This is a genomic window from Actinorectispora metalli (genome assembly GCF_056323685.1).
In genome coordinates, this window is the sequence record NZ_JBREYE010000001.1 from 820059 (window position 1) to 834068 (window position 14010).

A 14010-nucleotide genomic window follows, 5' to 3' on the forward strand; every position below is an offset into this window, starting at 1 on the left:
GAGCTCCTAACCTGCACCGAAACGATTACGACGCGCTGATCCGCACGAGCCCGGCGAGTGCCTCCCCAACCGCCTCGTGCGCCTGCCATCCCCAGTGCATACCGTCCGGATTGCCCTCGCCCGCGCGTATGTGCGCGCCGACCAGCAGCGGCAGGTCCAGCAGCGGGACATCCCGCGACCGTCCCCATTCCACCACCGCGGCGACCGCCCTGGCGTGTCCGGTGTGGACGAATCCGTACTCGGCGCTGTGGTGCACCGAGGGCACCACCCCGACCACCGGCAGATCGGGGCGCACGCCCCGCAACGCGGCCAGCGACCGGTCCAGGTAGTGCACGGTCAGTTCCGCGGGCAGCGCCACCGGATGACCACGCAGCATTCTGGACAGCGCGGGCAGCATCGCGAGGTAGGCGTTCCTGGCCCACCGCCGCAGGCCGTCGGGACGCAGGTAGCGCAGGCCTTCCCGCAAGTAAGTGGGCAGCGGTGAGGGCAGCGTGTCCATGCTTCCCGTGGCGAGCACCACGGCGTCGACCTTCGGCATCAGCGCCCACACCCGTGGGTCGCGGGTGATCGCCCACCAGGCGTCCCGCGCCGTCCAGCCGAATCCGGCGACGATCTCGGCGCTGCCGCCGAGGCGGTTCGCGGCGACCTGCGGCCACAGTCGTGGATCGTCGGCGGGGCGGGCGTCGGCGGGGCCGTGAAAGGTCAGCGAGTCGCCGACGACCAGCAGCCTCAACCCTCGATACCCGCGTTATGCGAGATCAGCCGCCATTGGGGCTCGTCGGCGGAGCGCCGGGCGAGCACCGTCCACCGGCAGTTGCCGGGGCCGGAGAAGTTCGGCCAGCACTCGACCGGAAGCCCGAGCAGCCTGCAAGTCAGCCCCATGATCAGGCCGCCGTGCGCGCACAGCAGCGCGGTGCCCTCGTACAGCAGGTCCAACTCGGCGACGACCTCCGCCGCACGGGTGGCCACATCGATCCTGGCCTCGCCGCCGGGCGGCGCCCAGGTCGGGTCCGCCCGCCAGGTTGCGATGCCGCCCGGCCAGCCCAGTTCGACCTCGTCATGGGTCAGGCCCTGCCACTTGCCGACGTGGGTTTCCCGCAGCCGCTGGTCGAAGGCCACCGGGATGCCGGTGGCCTCGGAGAACGCCGCGGCCGTGGCGGACGCCCTGCGCAGGTCGGAGCTCAGCACCACGGTGGGCTCGAAGATGGCCAGCACCGGGGCGGCCAGCCGCGCCTGGTCGATGCCGACCGCGGTGAGCTCGGAGTCGAGATGCCCCTGGATGCGGCCCGCCGCGTTGTGATCGGTCTCGCCGTGCCGCCATAAAACCAACCGTCGCAGGGTCACTCTTCGCTGTCCTCGTCGGCCGGACCGCCCTGGTCGGTGAACTCGATGCGGGGGCAGTCCTTCCACAGCCGCTCCAGGCCGTAGAAGCTGCGTTCCTCGTTGTGCTGCACGTGGACCACCACGTCGACGAAGTCCAGCAGCACCCACCGGCCCTCGCGCGCACCCTCCCTGCGCACCGGTTTGGTGCCCGCGTCGCGGAGTTTCTCCTCGACGTTGTCCACGATCGCCTGCACCAGCCGCTCGTTGGGCGCCGATGCGATCACGAAGCAGTCGGTGATGACGAGTTGATTCGACACGTCGAGCACGACGACGTCCTGGGCCTTCTTGTCGGCGGCCGCTTGCGCCGCGACCAACGCCAACCGGCGCGCCTCGTCGGTGGCTGTCACCTTTCTCCTCCCCGCGCGGGACCGTGAATGGACCCACACGAGTCAGAGAGCCTACTCGGGAGTCGGACGAGCGCTGTGGTACGGCCCGTGGGGTGCGGCAAAGGTCGTTCGACAACCAGGACGAAAACATGACCGGGATGAAATGTTGCGGTCGGAACATTTAAGACATGAGTTCTTCCGAGGACAACCTGGAGCCCGACGACAGCCACCTCTGCTGGAGATCGGCGGGCATGGTCGAAACCTGTCTCAGCTCGGCGCCTGAAACCGTTCTGGTGCAGGCGGAGTACCATGAGTTCCCGGGCAGCCCGCCTGCTTGTTACGTCACCGTCTCGCGGGTCGTGGACGGCCGGGCGCAGGACCCGATCCTGCTGGCTCCCTCGGCGGCTCGAAGCCTGGCCCGGCTGCTGCTCGACACCGAGGAGAAGGCCGCGCAGAACAACTGCCTGTGCGACCGGCGCGGCGGGGCTCAGTCCTCCGCGGCCTGATACAGGCTGCGCTTGTTGATGTACTGCACCACGCCGTCGGGCACCAGGTACCAGACGGGTTCGCCCGCGGCGACCCTGGCCCGGCAACTGGTCGAGCTGATCGCCATCGCGGGGACGTCGACCAGCGAGACCGTCCCCGCGGGCAGGTGGTCGCCGTCGAGGTGGTAGCCGGGGCGGTTCACCCCGACGAAGTGGGCGAAGTCGAACAGCTCGTGCACGCGGTGCCAGGACAGGATCTCGGCCAACGCGTCCGCGCCGGTGATGAAGAACAGCTGCGCGTCGGGGTGCTGGGCGTGCAGGTCCTGCAGCGTGTCGAAGGTGTAGGTCCGGCCGCCACGGTCGATGTCGACGCGGCTGACGGAAAACCGCGGGTTGGACGCGGTGGCGATGACCGTCATCAGGTAGCGGTCCTCGGCTGGGCTGACCACGCGGTCCGGCTTGTGATAGGGCTGGCTGGTGGGTACGAAGATCACCTCGTCCAGCTCGAATCGGGTCTGGACCTCGCTTGCCGCGACGAGGTGTCCGTGGTGGATGGGATCGAAGGTTCCGCCCATCACGCCGATTCGCCGCCCGTCAGCCATAGCTGATCAGCCTAAACGAACGCAGGGACCGCGGGGTGCCCACGTGCTGGGGGCCACGTCGGGCGCCCCGCGGTTTCCAGGGAGGTGCCCGGCGGACAAGGGAGGCGTCCGCCGGGCGTTGGGCCGGAACCCATTTCGCGAAGAAGAGACGCCTTCGTCCCCAACGCATGACGGCAGGACGAAGTGACGTGGCGCACTGTTCGATTACCGAACATGTTCGTGCGAATAATTGTGTCCGAAGCCTTCAGTTCGCCACACGGCGTCGGCATACTCGATCGGGTGACGAACGCGACACAGTGGAAGCCGATCCACGGGCAGCCCTACGAGCCGGTGCCCTACCACCCGCCCCGGATGCCGGTCGAGGAGTCGCTGGCGACCGCGGCCCGGTTGCGCGAGCGCATGGACGAGCGCCGCACGGTGCGGATGTTCTCCCCCGACCCGGTGCCCGAGCAGGTCGTACTGGACGCGATCGCGGTGGCCGCCACCGCACCCAGCGGCGCGCACCAGCAGCCGTGGACGTTCGCGCTGGTCAAAAACCCCGACGTGCGCCGGGCGATCCGGGAAGCCGCGGAGGAAGAGGAGCGCATCTCCTACGCCGGGCGACTCGGCGAGGAATGGCTGGGCGCGTTGCGGCCGCTGGGCACCGACGACGTCAAGCCTCACCTGACCGACGCGCCCTGCCTGATCGTGGTGTTCCAGCAGCGGTTCTTCATCGAGCAGGACGGCACCACCCACAAGCACTACTACGTCGACGAGTCGGTGGGCATCGCGGTCGGCATGCTGCTTACCGCGCTGCACCTCGCCGGTCTCGCCGCGCTCACGCACACCCCGTCACCGATGCGGTTCCTCGGCGAGGTGCTCGACCGACCGCGCAACGAGAAGGCGTTCGCGGTGATCCCGGTCGGTTATCCCGCCGAGGATTGCGTGGTGCCCAACCTGGTGCGTAAGTCCCTGGACCAGGTGATGGTGACCGTCTAGGGCTCTCGCGGCAGCGTCACGTGCGCAGTCTCGGCCATGATCTCCTCGATCGGCTGGGTGAAGCGGTCGAGCAGCCGGGCGAACTGCTCGCGGTCCTGCGGGCTCCAGCCCGCCATCAGCCGTTCGAAGTAGGAGTAGCGGTACTCGCCCATCGTCTCGGCGAGCTTTTCGCCCTTGTCGGTCAGGCGTAGGCAACTGCGCCTGCCGTCCTGCTGGGAGGCCACCCGCTCGACGTAGCCCGCCTCGATCGCCGAGCTCACCTTGCGGCTGGCCCGTGACTGGTCGCAGCCCAGCAGCGCGCCGATCTCCCCGACGCTGATCTCGGTGGCGGGGTCGCGGCGTGATTCCCTGCTGAGCACCCAGACCACGCCGAGGTCCTCCGCGAACACCCGAGGTCCGCCGTTGAGTACCGCCCAGCGGGCCGCGGTCTGCCTGGTCTTGCTGCGGAAGATGCGCAGCAAGGCCACATCGATCAGGTTCAGCAGCGCCCGGTCCGTGCTCACGAGGCCAAGAATATCGCTCGACGCATGTCATCGGCACTTATATGCTCACAGCATTCATTTTCTTGATGCTGGGGGCTTTGAGTGACAACCGTGACGCAGCGCCAGGACAGCAGCCGGATGGTCGTTTTCGCAGGTCTGCTGGTGGCGATGCTGCTGACCGTGCTGGACACGCAGATCATGGCGAGTGCGCTGCCGACGATCGTCGGCCAACTCGGCGGGCTCGACCAGTACTCCTGGGCCACCACGGTGTACTTCCTGGCCTCCAGCGTGACCATGCCGATCTACGGCAAGCTCGGCGACCAACTCGGCCGCAAGCGTGTCTTCCTCTTCGCGGTCAGCACGTTCCTCATCGGTTCGGCGGCCTGCGGCTTCGCCGACTCGATGTGGCAGCTAGTCGTCTTCCGCATCGTCCAGGGCATCGGTAGCGGTGGGTTGATCGTCCTGATGTTCGCGATCATGGCCGACCTGTTCGAACCGCGGGAGCGGGCGAAGTACCAGGGCTACAGCTCGGTCGTGCTGCTGGTCGGCAGCCTGCTCGGGCCACTGCTGGGCGGAGCGCTGACCGACCACGTCGGCTGGCGGTGGATCTTCTGGATCAACATCCCGCTTGGCGTCCTGGTGCTGGCCGTGGTCACGCTGAACCTCAAGGGCAGGCAGGAGATCACCCGCAAGGCCATCGACTACGCGGGCGCGGGGCTGATCGCAGGCTCGGCAGGCTCCCTGCTCGTACTCACCAACCTGAGCTGGGACTCCCCAGAGGCGTTGGTGATGCTGGTGGCCACCCTCGCACTCGGCGCGGGCTGGCTCTTCTCGGCGGGCCGAGCCGCCGATCCGGTGCTGCCGCTGCGGCTGTTCCGCAACCGGGTGGTCGCGCTCGCCACCGCCATGGGCTTCCTCAACGGTTTCACGACGCTGGGCCTGCTGTCCTTTCTGACGTTGTTCGCGCAGGTGGTGCTCGGCTCCTCTGCCACCGGTTCGGGGGCGGCGCTGCTGCCGATGGCGGTTGCCATGACGGCCGCGTCATCGCTGGCGGGGCGGGCGATGTCCCGCACCGGCGACTACCGCTGGTACCCCATTGCCAGCGCGGGCGCAGGCCTCACCGCGGTCCTGCTGCTGTCCACCGCGGGTCGTGGTGACTGGGGGATCGTGATCACCGCGCTGCTCCTGCTCGGTTCCTCGGCAGGCCTGTCGAACCAGGCGCAGTTGGTCGCGACGCAGAACGCGGTGCCGAAAGCTGACCTCGGGGCGGCGACCGGGCTGGCCACCTTCGGCAGGCTGCTCGGCGCCACGCTGGCCACATCGCTGCTGGGTGTCGTGCTCACCGTGGGGCTGCGACACGGTGATCAGACCGCCGCACTGTCCTGGGTGTTCCTGGCGGCCGCGGTGCCCGGCGTGATCGCGCTGGTCACCACGTTCTTCCTGCGCCCCGCACGATTGGCGGCGTGAGCTCGGCCGATCCACCCCGGGTGAGCGCTCGGCGGTCTACTGACAGCCGGGGTTCCCACCCGCGTGCCTGGGTTCGGCACGCCCGAAAGGCGGTGCCGGGGCTCAACGCGATCGTGCTGGTCGGCGGGCGCGGCTAGGAGGCGGAGCGGACGTGCCCGTCGCCCCACACGATCCACTTGCTGGAGGTGAGCTCCGGCAGTGCCATGGGCCCGCGGGCGTGCAGCTTCTGGGTGGAGATGCCGATCTCGGTGCCCATGCCGAACTCGCCACCGTCGGTGAACGCGGTGGAGGCGTTGACCGCGACTGCCGCGGCGTCGACCCTGGCGGAGAACCGGCGGGCCGCGGCGACATCGTTGGTCACGATGGCCTCGGTGTGACCCGACCCGTGGCGGTCGATGTGGGCGATGGCGTCGTCGAGTGAGTCCACCACCGCGGCGGCGATGTCCATCGACAGGTACTCGGTGTCCCAGTCCTCGTCGCGGGCGGGCACCACCGGGCACATCGCCAGCGCGGCCGCGGCGAAACGCTCGTCGGCGTGCACGGTGACCCCGGCCGCGCCCAGTTCGCGAGCGGCCTCGGGGATGAAGTCGGCGGCGATGTCGGCGTGCACCAGCAGCGTCTCCGCCGAGTTGCACACGCCGGGCCTGCGCACCTTGGAGTTCAGCAGGATGCGCACCGCGGTCGGCACATCTGCCGCGCGGTCGACATAGACGTGACAGTTGCCGACACCCGTCTCCAGGGTCGGCACGGTGGCGTGTTCGACGACGGCCGCGATCAGTCCCGCGCCGCCACGCGGGATGACCACATCGACCAGCCCCCGAGCGGTGATGAGGTACCGCACGGAGGAGCGGTCCTCACACGGCAGCAACTGCACCGCGTCGGCGGGCAGCCGAGCGCTCTCCAGGGCGTCGCGCAGGATGGCGGTCAACGCGGTGTTGGAGTGCTGCGCAGAGGAGGATCCCCGCAGCAGCGCGGCGTTGCCGGACTTCAAGGTCAGGCCCGCGGCGTCCACGGTGACATTGGGGCGCCCCTCGTAGACCATGCCGACCACACCCAGCGGAACCCGCACCTGCCGAAGCTCGAGGCCGTTGGCGAGCACGCCGCCGCGCAGGACCTCGCCGATCGGGTCGGGCAGACCCGCGACGGTGCGCAGGCCGTCGGCGATGCCGTCCAGCCGGGACTCGGTGAGCGTCAACCTGTCCAGCAGCCCGTCGGACATGCCGTCCGCTCGGCCCGCTTCGACATCGCGCTCGTTGGCTTCCAGGATCTCCTTGGCCCGGTCGAGCAGCGCCTGCGCCATGGCCGCCAGGCCCGCGTCCTTCTGCTCGCGGGTGGCCTGGGCGAGGTCGGCGGCGGCGATGCGGGCCCGGCCCGCCGCCTCGTGCACCTGATCGCGGATCTCGGTCGTCACAGGGCAAGCCTACGGGTGCGCGCCAGGCCGTTTTGCTCCCCGCCGCGAAGTTGTCAGAGCCATGCGGCAGGGTGGGGGCATGACCCAACTCGCCCTGCGTGAACTGGCGGAAGAGCGGCTGCGGGCACTCGCCGGGAGTGATGCCAAGCTGCGCGAGGACCAGTGGACGGCGATCGAGGCGCTGGTGGAGCAGCGCCGCAGGGCGCTGGTGGTGCAGCGCACCGGGTGGGGCAAATCGGCGGTGTACTTCCTGGCCACCGCCCTGCTGCGAGCCCAAGGCGCCGGGCCCACGGTGATCGTCTCGCCGCTGCTGGCGTTGATGCGCAACCAGGTCGAGGCGGCGGCGCGGGCCGGTGTGCACGCGGCGACGATCAACTCGGCGAACATCGGCGAATGGGACGGCATCCAGCAGCGGGTCAACGACGGTGCGGTGGACGTGCTGCTGGTCAGCCCCGAACGCCTGAACAACCCCGACTTCCGGGACCAGGTGCTGCCGAAGCTGACCGCGTCGGCGGGGATGCTCGTGGTGGACGAGGCGCACTGCATCTCCGACTGGGGCCACGACTTCCGCCCCGACTACCGGCGGTTGCGCACGTTGCTGGCCGAGTTGCCTGACGGCGTTCCGGTGCTGGCCACCACGGCCACCGCGAACGACCGGGTGGTGCATGACGTCGCAGAGCAGTTGGGCATCGGCGACCAGGCGGCGCTGGTGCTGCGCGGCACCCTGGACCGGGAGAGCCTGCACCTGGCGGCGCTGCGGCTGCCGTCGGCCGAGCACCGGCTGGCCTGGCTCGGGGAGAAACTGGCAGAACTGCCGGGTTCGGGGATCATCTACACGCTGACGGTGGCCGCGGCCGAGGAGATCGCGGGATTCCTGTCCTCCCAGGGGCATCCGGTGGCGTCCTACACCGGGCGCACCGACGCCGCCGAACGGGAGCAGGCGGAGGCCGACCTGCTCGCCAACCGGGTCAAGGCGCTGGTCGCCACCTCGGCGTTGGGCATGGGGTTCGACAAGCCGGACCTCGGGTTCGTGGTGCACCTCGGTGCCCCGAACTCGCCGATCTCCTACTACCAGCAGGTGGGTCGCGCGGGCCGTGGGGTGCGGCGGGCGGAGGTGCTGCTGCTGCCGGGTCGGGAGGACGCACAGATCTGGGCGTACTTCGCCTCCTTGGCGTTCCCGCCGGAGCAGGTGGTCCGCACCCTGCTGGCGGTGCTCGCCCAAGCGGACCGCCCGCTGTCGACGGCGGCGTTGGAGCCGCATGTGGAGCTCAACCGCACCCGCCTGGAGGTGGTGCTGAAGGTGCTCGACGTTGACGGCGCGGTCCGCAGGGTGCGCGGCGGCTGGGAGTCCACGGGGCGGGAGTGGAGCTACGACGAGGCGCGCTATGGGCGGATCGCGGTGGCGCGCAAGCAGGAGCAGCTCGCCATGCTGTCCTATGTGGACACCGAACGCTGTCGGATGGAGTTCCTGCGGTCGCAGTTGGACGATCCGGAGGCGGCGCCCTGCGGGCGGTGCGATAACTGCACGGGACGCCGCTGGTCGGAGGAGGTGTCCCAGCAGGCACTGGACGCGGCCAGGCAGTGGCTTGGCCGTCCTGGAGTGGAGATCTCGCCGCGCAAGCAGTGGCCGAGCGGAATGGACGCGCTGGGAGTGCCGGTGTCCGGCCGCATCTCGGCGGACCACGCGGCGCAGCCGGGTCGTGCGCTGGGCAGGCTGACCGACGTCGGCTGGGGCAACCGGCTCCGTGACCTGCTGGCGTCCGACGCACCGGACCAACTGGTGTCCGATGAGCTGTTCACCGGATGCATCCAGGTGCTGGCCAAATGGGACTGGGAGCAGCGGCCCGCGGCGGTGATCGCGCTGGACTCACAGCGCAGGCCGAAGCTGATCGGCAGCCTGGCCCAGCGGTTGGCCGAGATCGGCAGACTTCGGTTCTTGGGCACGGTCGGCTACGCCGGGCCGGACGGGGTGCGCGGCGGCTCGGCCAACTCGGCGCATCGGGTGGCCGCGGTGTGGTCGGCGTTCCGGGTCGACGAGGAACTCCGCGCCCGGTTGGCCGAGGTCGACGGGCCGGTGCTGCTGGTGGACGACTGGGTGGACACCGGGTGGACCATGACGGTGGTGGCCAGGCGACTCCGGGAAGCGGGCGCGACCGCCGTGCTTCCCTTCGTGCTGGCCACCACCGCCTAGCGGGTCAGCGCATACCCCGACCGCGGTAGTTGGTGTTCTTCGCCGACACCTGGGAGGCGCGGCGGGACTGGGCGGCGTTGCCGCCGTTCTTGTTCGCCATGGCCTTGGCCCAGTACGGCGGTACGGCGGAATCCTTTTTCTTGGCAGGCATGAGTCCTCCTCGCGGGAATGTGCGGCGCGAGCCGCGAAGCAACGGGCGATGCGAGTAGGTGAGTTCGAATGTGAATCACCGCGTGCGGCCTGCTGGCAGCGCACACCTGATGAGCGTCAACTAGACGCTGGGAAGCCCGACCGGCTCAGAGAAAAAGCAAAGTGCCCATGGACTGCATGGTAGAGGGCGGACGGCGGGGGCGCATCCGATTTAACGGTTCGCCGTCACGGCCGAGTTCGAGTGGCGACTCGCCCCGGCTTCGGCGGTCGGCCCGCGGGGTGCCGCAGTGCGGGTCGGCGAGGGCAGGTGTCGCCGTCCGGGGCCGGTGACTACCGTCGGGCGGGTGACGATCGGAGAGCGGGACATCATCGTTGTCGGCGCGGGCGTCATCGGCCTGACCACCGCGATCACCCTGGCGGAAGCAGGTGAGCGGGTGCGCGTGCTCAGCGCGGACCCTTCCAGGGACACCACCTCTGCGGTGGCGGGCGCGGTGTGGGGCCCGGTGTTCGCCGAACCTCACGACAAGGTGATGAAGTGGGCGCGGCAATCGCTGCGTGAGCTTCTCGCCCAGGCCGAGGAACCCGGCACGGGCGTCCGACTGGCGGGCGGCATCGAGGCGGCCCGCACGTATGGCGTCGAGGCTCCGCCCTGGCTGGCCGACCTGGGGTCGGTCACCACCTGCGCGCCCGAGGATCTGCCGCCAGGTTTCGTCAGCGGGTACCGGTGCGTCGCGCCCGTGGTCGACATGCGGCGGTATCTGGACCACCTGGGCGAACGGCTACGGGCCGCGGGTGGGCACATCGAACAGCGGCGGCTGACCGGTCTTGCCGAGGTTGCCCACGAGGCGGCGGTGGTCGTGAACTGCTCCGGTCACGGGGCCCGCGCCCTGGTGCCGGACCCGGAGGTCGATGTGCTGCGCGGCCAGCACGTGATCGTGGAGAACCCGGGGCTGACGGAGTTCTTTGTGGAGAACCCGGCGGTATCGGAGTGGATCAGCTTCTTCCCGCATGAGGACCGCGTGGTGCTGGGCGGCATCGCGCTGCCCGGCGAGTGGGGCACCGAGCCCGACCCGGCCACGGCGGAGCGGATCCGACGGCGCTGCGCGGAGGTCGAGCCGAGGCTGGCGGAGGCGAAGGTGCTCGCCGACGAGGTCGGTTTCCGTCCCGTGCGGCCCTCGGTTCGGGTGGAGGCGACGCGGCTCAACGGCAGCACGCTGATCCACAACTACGGCCACGGCGGCGCGGGCGTCAGCCTCGCCTGGGGCTGCGCCGCGGAAGTGGCGGGTTTGCTGCCGTGAGAACGCACCGGGAGACCACAAGCCCGCCGACTCCGCGAAACCGCATCATGTCGCCGGCGGGGCGCGTCATGTCGCCGCGGGGGCGCATGATGTCGACCTGGGGCGACATCATGGCGACTGGTGTGCAGGCGCCCCCGAATCGAGCCTAGAGGCACGGCGGGGAGCGGAGATGGATCGGCACGCGGAAGCTGACTCGCGGTCCTGTGTCGCCCGTTGCCGGTAGCCGGCCGAGTTGCGGATCATCGACGGCGCGATCGCCCGCCCGCGCCGTCGCGCCCACCGCACCCGGGTGCACGAGGCGGATCTCGGTTACCGCCGCCCAGCGCTGTGCGCCACCATGGCCGCCACCAACCGCTACGCCACTAGGAAATCGGGACCGAGTGCCTCCAACTGGCGCAGAAGCCCTCACTCCGGCCCGTACGCATCACAGGCAGGCCCGGTCCCGCCGGCGGGTGGGCGGGCGATGCAAGAGCGGGCGTCAGCATGCGGGGCGGCGGTTGGTGGAAGGGCGAGACGGTCAGCGCACAGGTCGCAAGCAGGGCGAGGGCGCGAATGGGGAAGGCGGCATCTCAGGCGAATCACCCCGCGCCCCGGTGCACGGGCGAGGCGGTCAGTGAAGGGGGACGAGGTCGTCGGCGTGGACTACCTCGCGGCGTTGGTCTTCGGGGAGTTGGTGGGTGGAGCGGCCGATGAGGTCGGGGAGTTCGACCGCGTCGAAGGCCACCACTCCCCTGGCCACGACGGTGCCCGTCGGGTCGAGGAGGTCGACCACGTCGCCTGCTTCGAAGTCGCCGTCGAGGCCGACGATGCCCGCGGCCAGCAGGGAGCGGCGGCGGGCCACTACGGCCGAGACGGCGCCGTCGTCCAGGCGGAGGCGGCCTGCGGCGCCCGCTGCGTAGCCGAGCCAGAAGCGGCGGGCGGACATGCGGCGGCCGGTGGTGGCGAAGGCGGTGCCCAGGTCGGCGGTGGTGAGGGCCTTGGCCGCGTCGGCGGCGGCGGCCAGCAGGACCGGGATGCCCGCGGAGGTGGCCAGGCGGGCGGCGGCCAGCTTGGTGGCCATGCCGCCGGTGCCCAGGCCTGCCGCGCCCGCGCTGCCTGCGTTGACGCCGTCCACCTCGGACCAGTCGGTGACCTCGGGGATGCGCTGGGCGCCGCCGCGGCGAGGGTCGCCGTCGTAGAGGGAGTCCACATCGGACAGCAGGACCAGGGCGTCGGCGCCGACCAGGTGGGCGACGAGGGCGGCGAGGCGGTCGTTGTCGCCGAAGCGGATCTCGTCGGTGGCCACCGTGTCGTTCTCGTTCACCACCGGCACCGTGCCCAGGGCCAGCAGTCTGGAGAACGTGCGCTGGGCGTTGCGGTAGTGCGCGCGGCGCACCACGTCGTCGGAGGTCAGCAGGATCTGGCCGACGGTGAGCGAGTAGCGCGCGAACGAGGACTGGTAGGCGTGCGCGAGTTGAAGCTGGCCGACGCTGGCGGCGGCCTGCTGGCTGGCCAGGTCACGCGGTCTGCGGAGCATGCCCAGCGGGGCGAGGCCCGCGGCGATGGCGCCGGAGGAGACCAGCACCACCTGGCTGCCCGCGGCGACCCGCGCGGCGACCGCGTCGACCAGCCCGCCTAGCCGGTCCGGGTCAAGGCCGCCTTCCGCCGTGGTCAGCGAGGAAGATCCGACCTTCACCACGATCCGGCGGGCGGCGCTCACCGCTGCCCGCGTGGGAGAGAGCGGCTGGCTCATTGCTCCTCGTCATCCTCCTGCACGTCCAGACCGCGTCGGGCCCGGTGGGCCGCTTTGCGGTCCGCGGCGCTCGGCCGGTGTGCCAGGCCCGCGCCCTCCAGCCGGGGATCGCTGCCCCTCCCGGTCATGGTCATCGCGATGCCCGCCGGTGTCGACGGTTCCCAGTCGAATGTGACCGGGCCGATGGTGACCGGGCAGCCGGGTTGGGCGCCCATCTCGGCGAGCACGTCCTCCACGCCGAGCCTGGCCAGCCGGTCGGCGAGGTAGCCGACGGCCTCGTCGTTGCCGAAGTTGGTCTGCCGCACCCAGCGCTCCGGCCGGGAGCCGCGCACGATGAAGCCGCCCTCCTGCTCGGGGTCGGCCTCGACGGTGAAGCCCGCCTCGTCCACGGCGGTGGGGCGGAGCACGACCCTGGTCGCCTCCGGGGCGGGCTGCGCCGCCCGATGCGCCTCGACGATCTTGGCCATCGCGAAGGTGAGCTCGCGCAGGCCCTCGCGGGTGGCGGTGGACACCGCGAACACCGGCAGGCCGCGAGCCTCGAAGTCGGGGCGGACCAGGTCGGCGAGGTCGCGGGCGTCCGGCACGTCGATCTTGTTGAGGACCACCATTCGCGGGCGGGAGGCCAACTCACCGCCCAGCGACGGCGTGTAGCGAGCGAGTTCCTCCTCCAATGCCTCGAAGTCCGACACCGGGTCGCGGTCGTTCTCGTAGGTGGCGCAGTCGATCACGTGCACCAGCACCGCGCAGCGCTCGATATGCCGCAGGAAGTCCAGGCCGAGGCCCTTTCCCGCGCTGGCGCCGGGGATCAGGCCGGGCACGTCGGCGACGGTGAACACCGCCTCGCCCGCGGTGACCACGCCCAGGTTGGGCACCAGCGTCGTGAACGGGTACTCCGCGATCTTGGGGCGGGCCGCGGACAGCACCGAGATCAGCGAGGATTTGCCCGCAGACGGGAAGCCCACCAGGCCGACGTCTGCCACCGACTTGAGCTCGAGCACCAGGTCGCGGGCCTCGCCCGGCTCGCCGAGCAGCGCGAAGCCGGGCGCCTTGCGGGCCTTGGAGGCCAGCGCGGCGTTGCCGAGCCCGCCGCGGCCGCCTTGGGCCGCGACGAAGCGGGTGCCCGCGCCGACCAGGTCGGCCAGCACCTCGCCGTCCTCGGTGAGCACCACGGTGCCGTCGGGCACTTTCAACTCCAGAACGTCACCGTTGGCGCCATCGCGGTTGGCGCCCTGGCCTTGGCGGCCGTTCCCACCGGCGGCGTTGGGCCGGTAGTGGAAGTCCAGCAGCGTGTGCACGCCGGGGTCGACGACCAGCACGACATCACCGCCGTTGCCGCCGTTGCCGCCGTCCGGGCCGCCCAGCGGCTTGAACTTCTCCCGGTGCACCGAGGCACACCCGTTGCCACCCGCGCCTGCGGCAACGTGGATCACTACCCGGTCCACGAATCGGGACACCGGTCCTCCAAAGTTTCTGTGCTGAAAAAGCGGCGAGGGGCGGGTACCGGA

14 protein-coding genes are annotated in these 14010 nt (G+C 70.6%); 5 read left to right on the plus strand and 9 right to left on the minus strand.

From position 1 onward, the window contains the following. Positions 1-25 precede the first annotated feature (25 nt). Genes octT through rsfS form a run of 3 tightly spaced genes read right to left on the minus strand, consistent with a single transcriptional unit; the run spans position 26 to position 1730 of the window. Positions 26-733, minus strand: coding sequence for a diglucosylglycerate octanoyltransferase (octT, locus tag ACU6XJ_RS03805; protein ID WP_476306902.1), 708 nt, complete (start codon positions 731-733; stop codon positions 26-28). Then, a complete protein-coding gene (locus ACU6XJ_RS03810) occupies positions 730-1344 on the minus strand; it encodes a histidine phosphatase family protein (protein ID WP_476306903.1) in 615 nt (204 codons plus the stop codon). The genes octT and ACU6XJ_RS03810 overlap by 4 nt, the downstream gene beginning before the upstream one ends. Beyond that, positions 1341-1730 (minus strand): ribosome silencing factor, encoded by a 390-nt coding sequence (gene rsfS / locus ACU6XJ_RS03815; protein WP_476306905.1) that lies wholly within the window; start codon positions 1728-1730, stop codon positions 1341-1343. The genes ACU6XJ_RS03810 and rsfS overlap by 4 nt, the downstream gene beginning before the upstream one ends. A gap of 167 nt (positions 1731-1897) precedes the next feature. Between rsfS and ACU6XJ_RS03820 the strand changes: the two genes are divergently transcribed. Continuing rightward, positions 1898-2215, plus strand: coding sequence for a hypothetical protein (locus tag ACU6XJ_RS03820; protein WP_476306907.1), 318 nt, complete (start codon positions 1898-1900; stop codon positions 2213-2215). Here the strand turns inward: ACU6XJ_RS03820 and nadD are convergent. After that, positions 2197-2796: a nicotinate-nucleotide adenylyltransferase gene (nadD, locus tag ACU6XJ_RS03825; protein ID WP_476306909.1), complete on the minus strand. Its 600-nt coding sequence runs from the start codon at positions 2794-2796 to the stop codon at positions 2197-2199. The genes ACU6XJ_RS03820 and nadD overlap by 19 nt on opposite strands. Positions 2797-3147: 351 nt before the next feature. Here nadD and ACU6XJ_RS03830 point away from each other — a divergent pair, with 351 nt between their 5' ends. Then, complete coding sequence (locus ACU6XJ_RS03830; RefSeq protein WP_476313797.1) at positions 3148-3774, plus strand: nitroreductase family protein; 627 nt, start codon at positions 3148-3150, stop codon at positions 3772-3774. Here the strand turns inward: ACU6XJ_RS03830 and ACU6XJ_RS03835 are convergent. Then, positions 3771-4277, minus strand: coding sequence for a MarR family winged helix-turn-helix transcriptional regulator (locus tag ACU6XJ_RS03835; protein ID WP_476306911.1), 507 nt, complete (start codon positions 4275-4277; stop codon positions 3771-3773). The genes ACU6XJ_RS03830 and ACU6XJ_RS03835 overlap by 4 nt on opposite strands. Before the next feature lie 90 nt (positions 4278-4367). On the opposite strand from ACU6XJ_RS03835, the gene ACU6XJ_RS03840 reads away from it, so the two are divergent. After that, a complete protein-coding gene (locus tag ACU6XJ_RS03840) occupies positions 4368-5723 on the plus strand; it encodes an MFS transporter (RefSeq protein ID WP_476306912.1) in 1356 nt (451 codons plus the stop codon). A 133-nt stretch (positions 5724-5856) separates the two neighbouring features. On the opposite strand, the gene ACU6XJ_RS03845 is transcribed toward ACU6XJ_RS03840, so the two are convergent. Further along, entirely contained in the window at positions 5857-7134 is a 1278-nt protein-coding gene (locus tag ACU6XJ_RS03845; protein WP_476306913.1) for a glutamate-5-semialdehyde dehydrogenase, read from the minus strand. Between the two features lie 79 nt (positions 7135-7213). On the opposite strand from ACU6XJ_RS03845, the gene ACU6XJ_RS03850 reads away from it, so the two are divergent. Beyond that, on the plus strand, positions 7214-9325 hold the full coding sequence (locus tag ACU6XJ_RS03850) for a RecQ family ATP-dependent DNA helicase (protein ID WP_476306914.1): 2112 nt from the start codon (positions 7214-7216) through the stop codon (positions 9323-9325). Between the two features lie 4 nt (positions 9326-9329). Here ACU6XJ_RS03850 and ACU6XJ_RS03855 read toward each other — a convergent pair whose 3' ends face one another. Then, a complete protein-coding gene (locus tag ACU6XJ_RS03855; RefSeq protein ID WP_476306916.1) occupies positions 9330-9476 on the minus strand; it encodes a hypothetical protein in 147 nt (48 codons plus the stop codon). Positions 9477-9819: 343 nt separating this feature from the next. Here ACU6XJ_RS03855 and ACU6XJ_RS03860 point away from each other — a divergent pair, with 343 nt between their 5' ends. Beyond that, positions 9820-10773: an FAD-dependent oxidoreductase gene (locus ACU6XJ_RS03860; RefSeq protein WP_476306918.1), complete on the plus strand. Its 954-nt coding sequence runs from the start codon at positions 9820-9822 to the stop codon at positions 10771-10773. Positions 10774-11383: 610 nt separating this feature from the next. On the opposite strand, the gene proB is transcribed toward ACU6XJ_RS03860, so the two are convergent. Both proB and obgE read right to left on the minus strand, forming a co-directional pair. Further along, positions 11384-12505: a glutamate 5-kinase gene (proB, locus tag ACU6XJ_RS03865; RefSeq protein ID WP_476306919.1), complete on the minus strand. Its 1122-nt coding sequence runs from the start codon at positions 12503-12505 to the stop codon at positions 11384-11386. Further along, the gene (obgE, locus tag ACU6XJ_RS03870; protein ID WP_476306920.1) at positions 12502-13959 is read right to left on the minus strand and encodes a GTPase ObgE; all 1458 of its coding nucleotides are present in this window, start codon (positions 13957-13959) and stop codon (positions 12502-12504) included. The genes proB and obgE overlap by 4 nt, the downstream gene beginning before the upstream one ends. Positions 13960-14010: the final 51 nt, after the last annotated feature.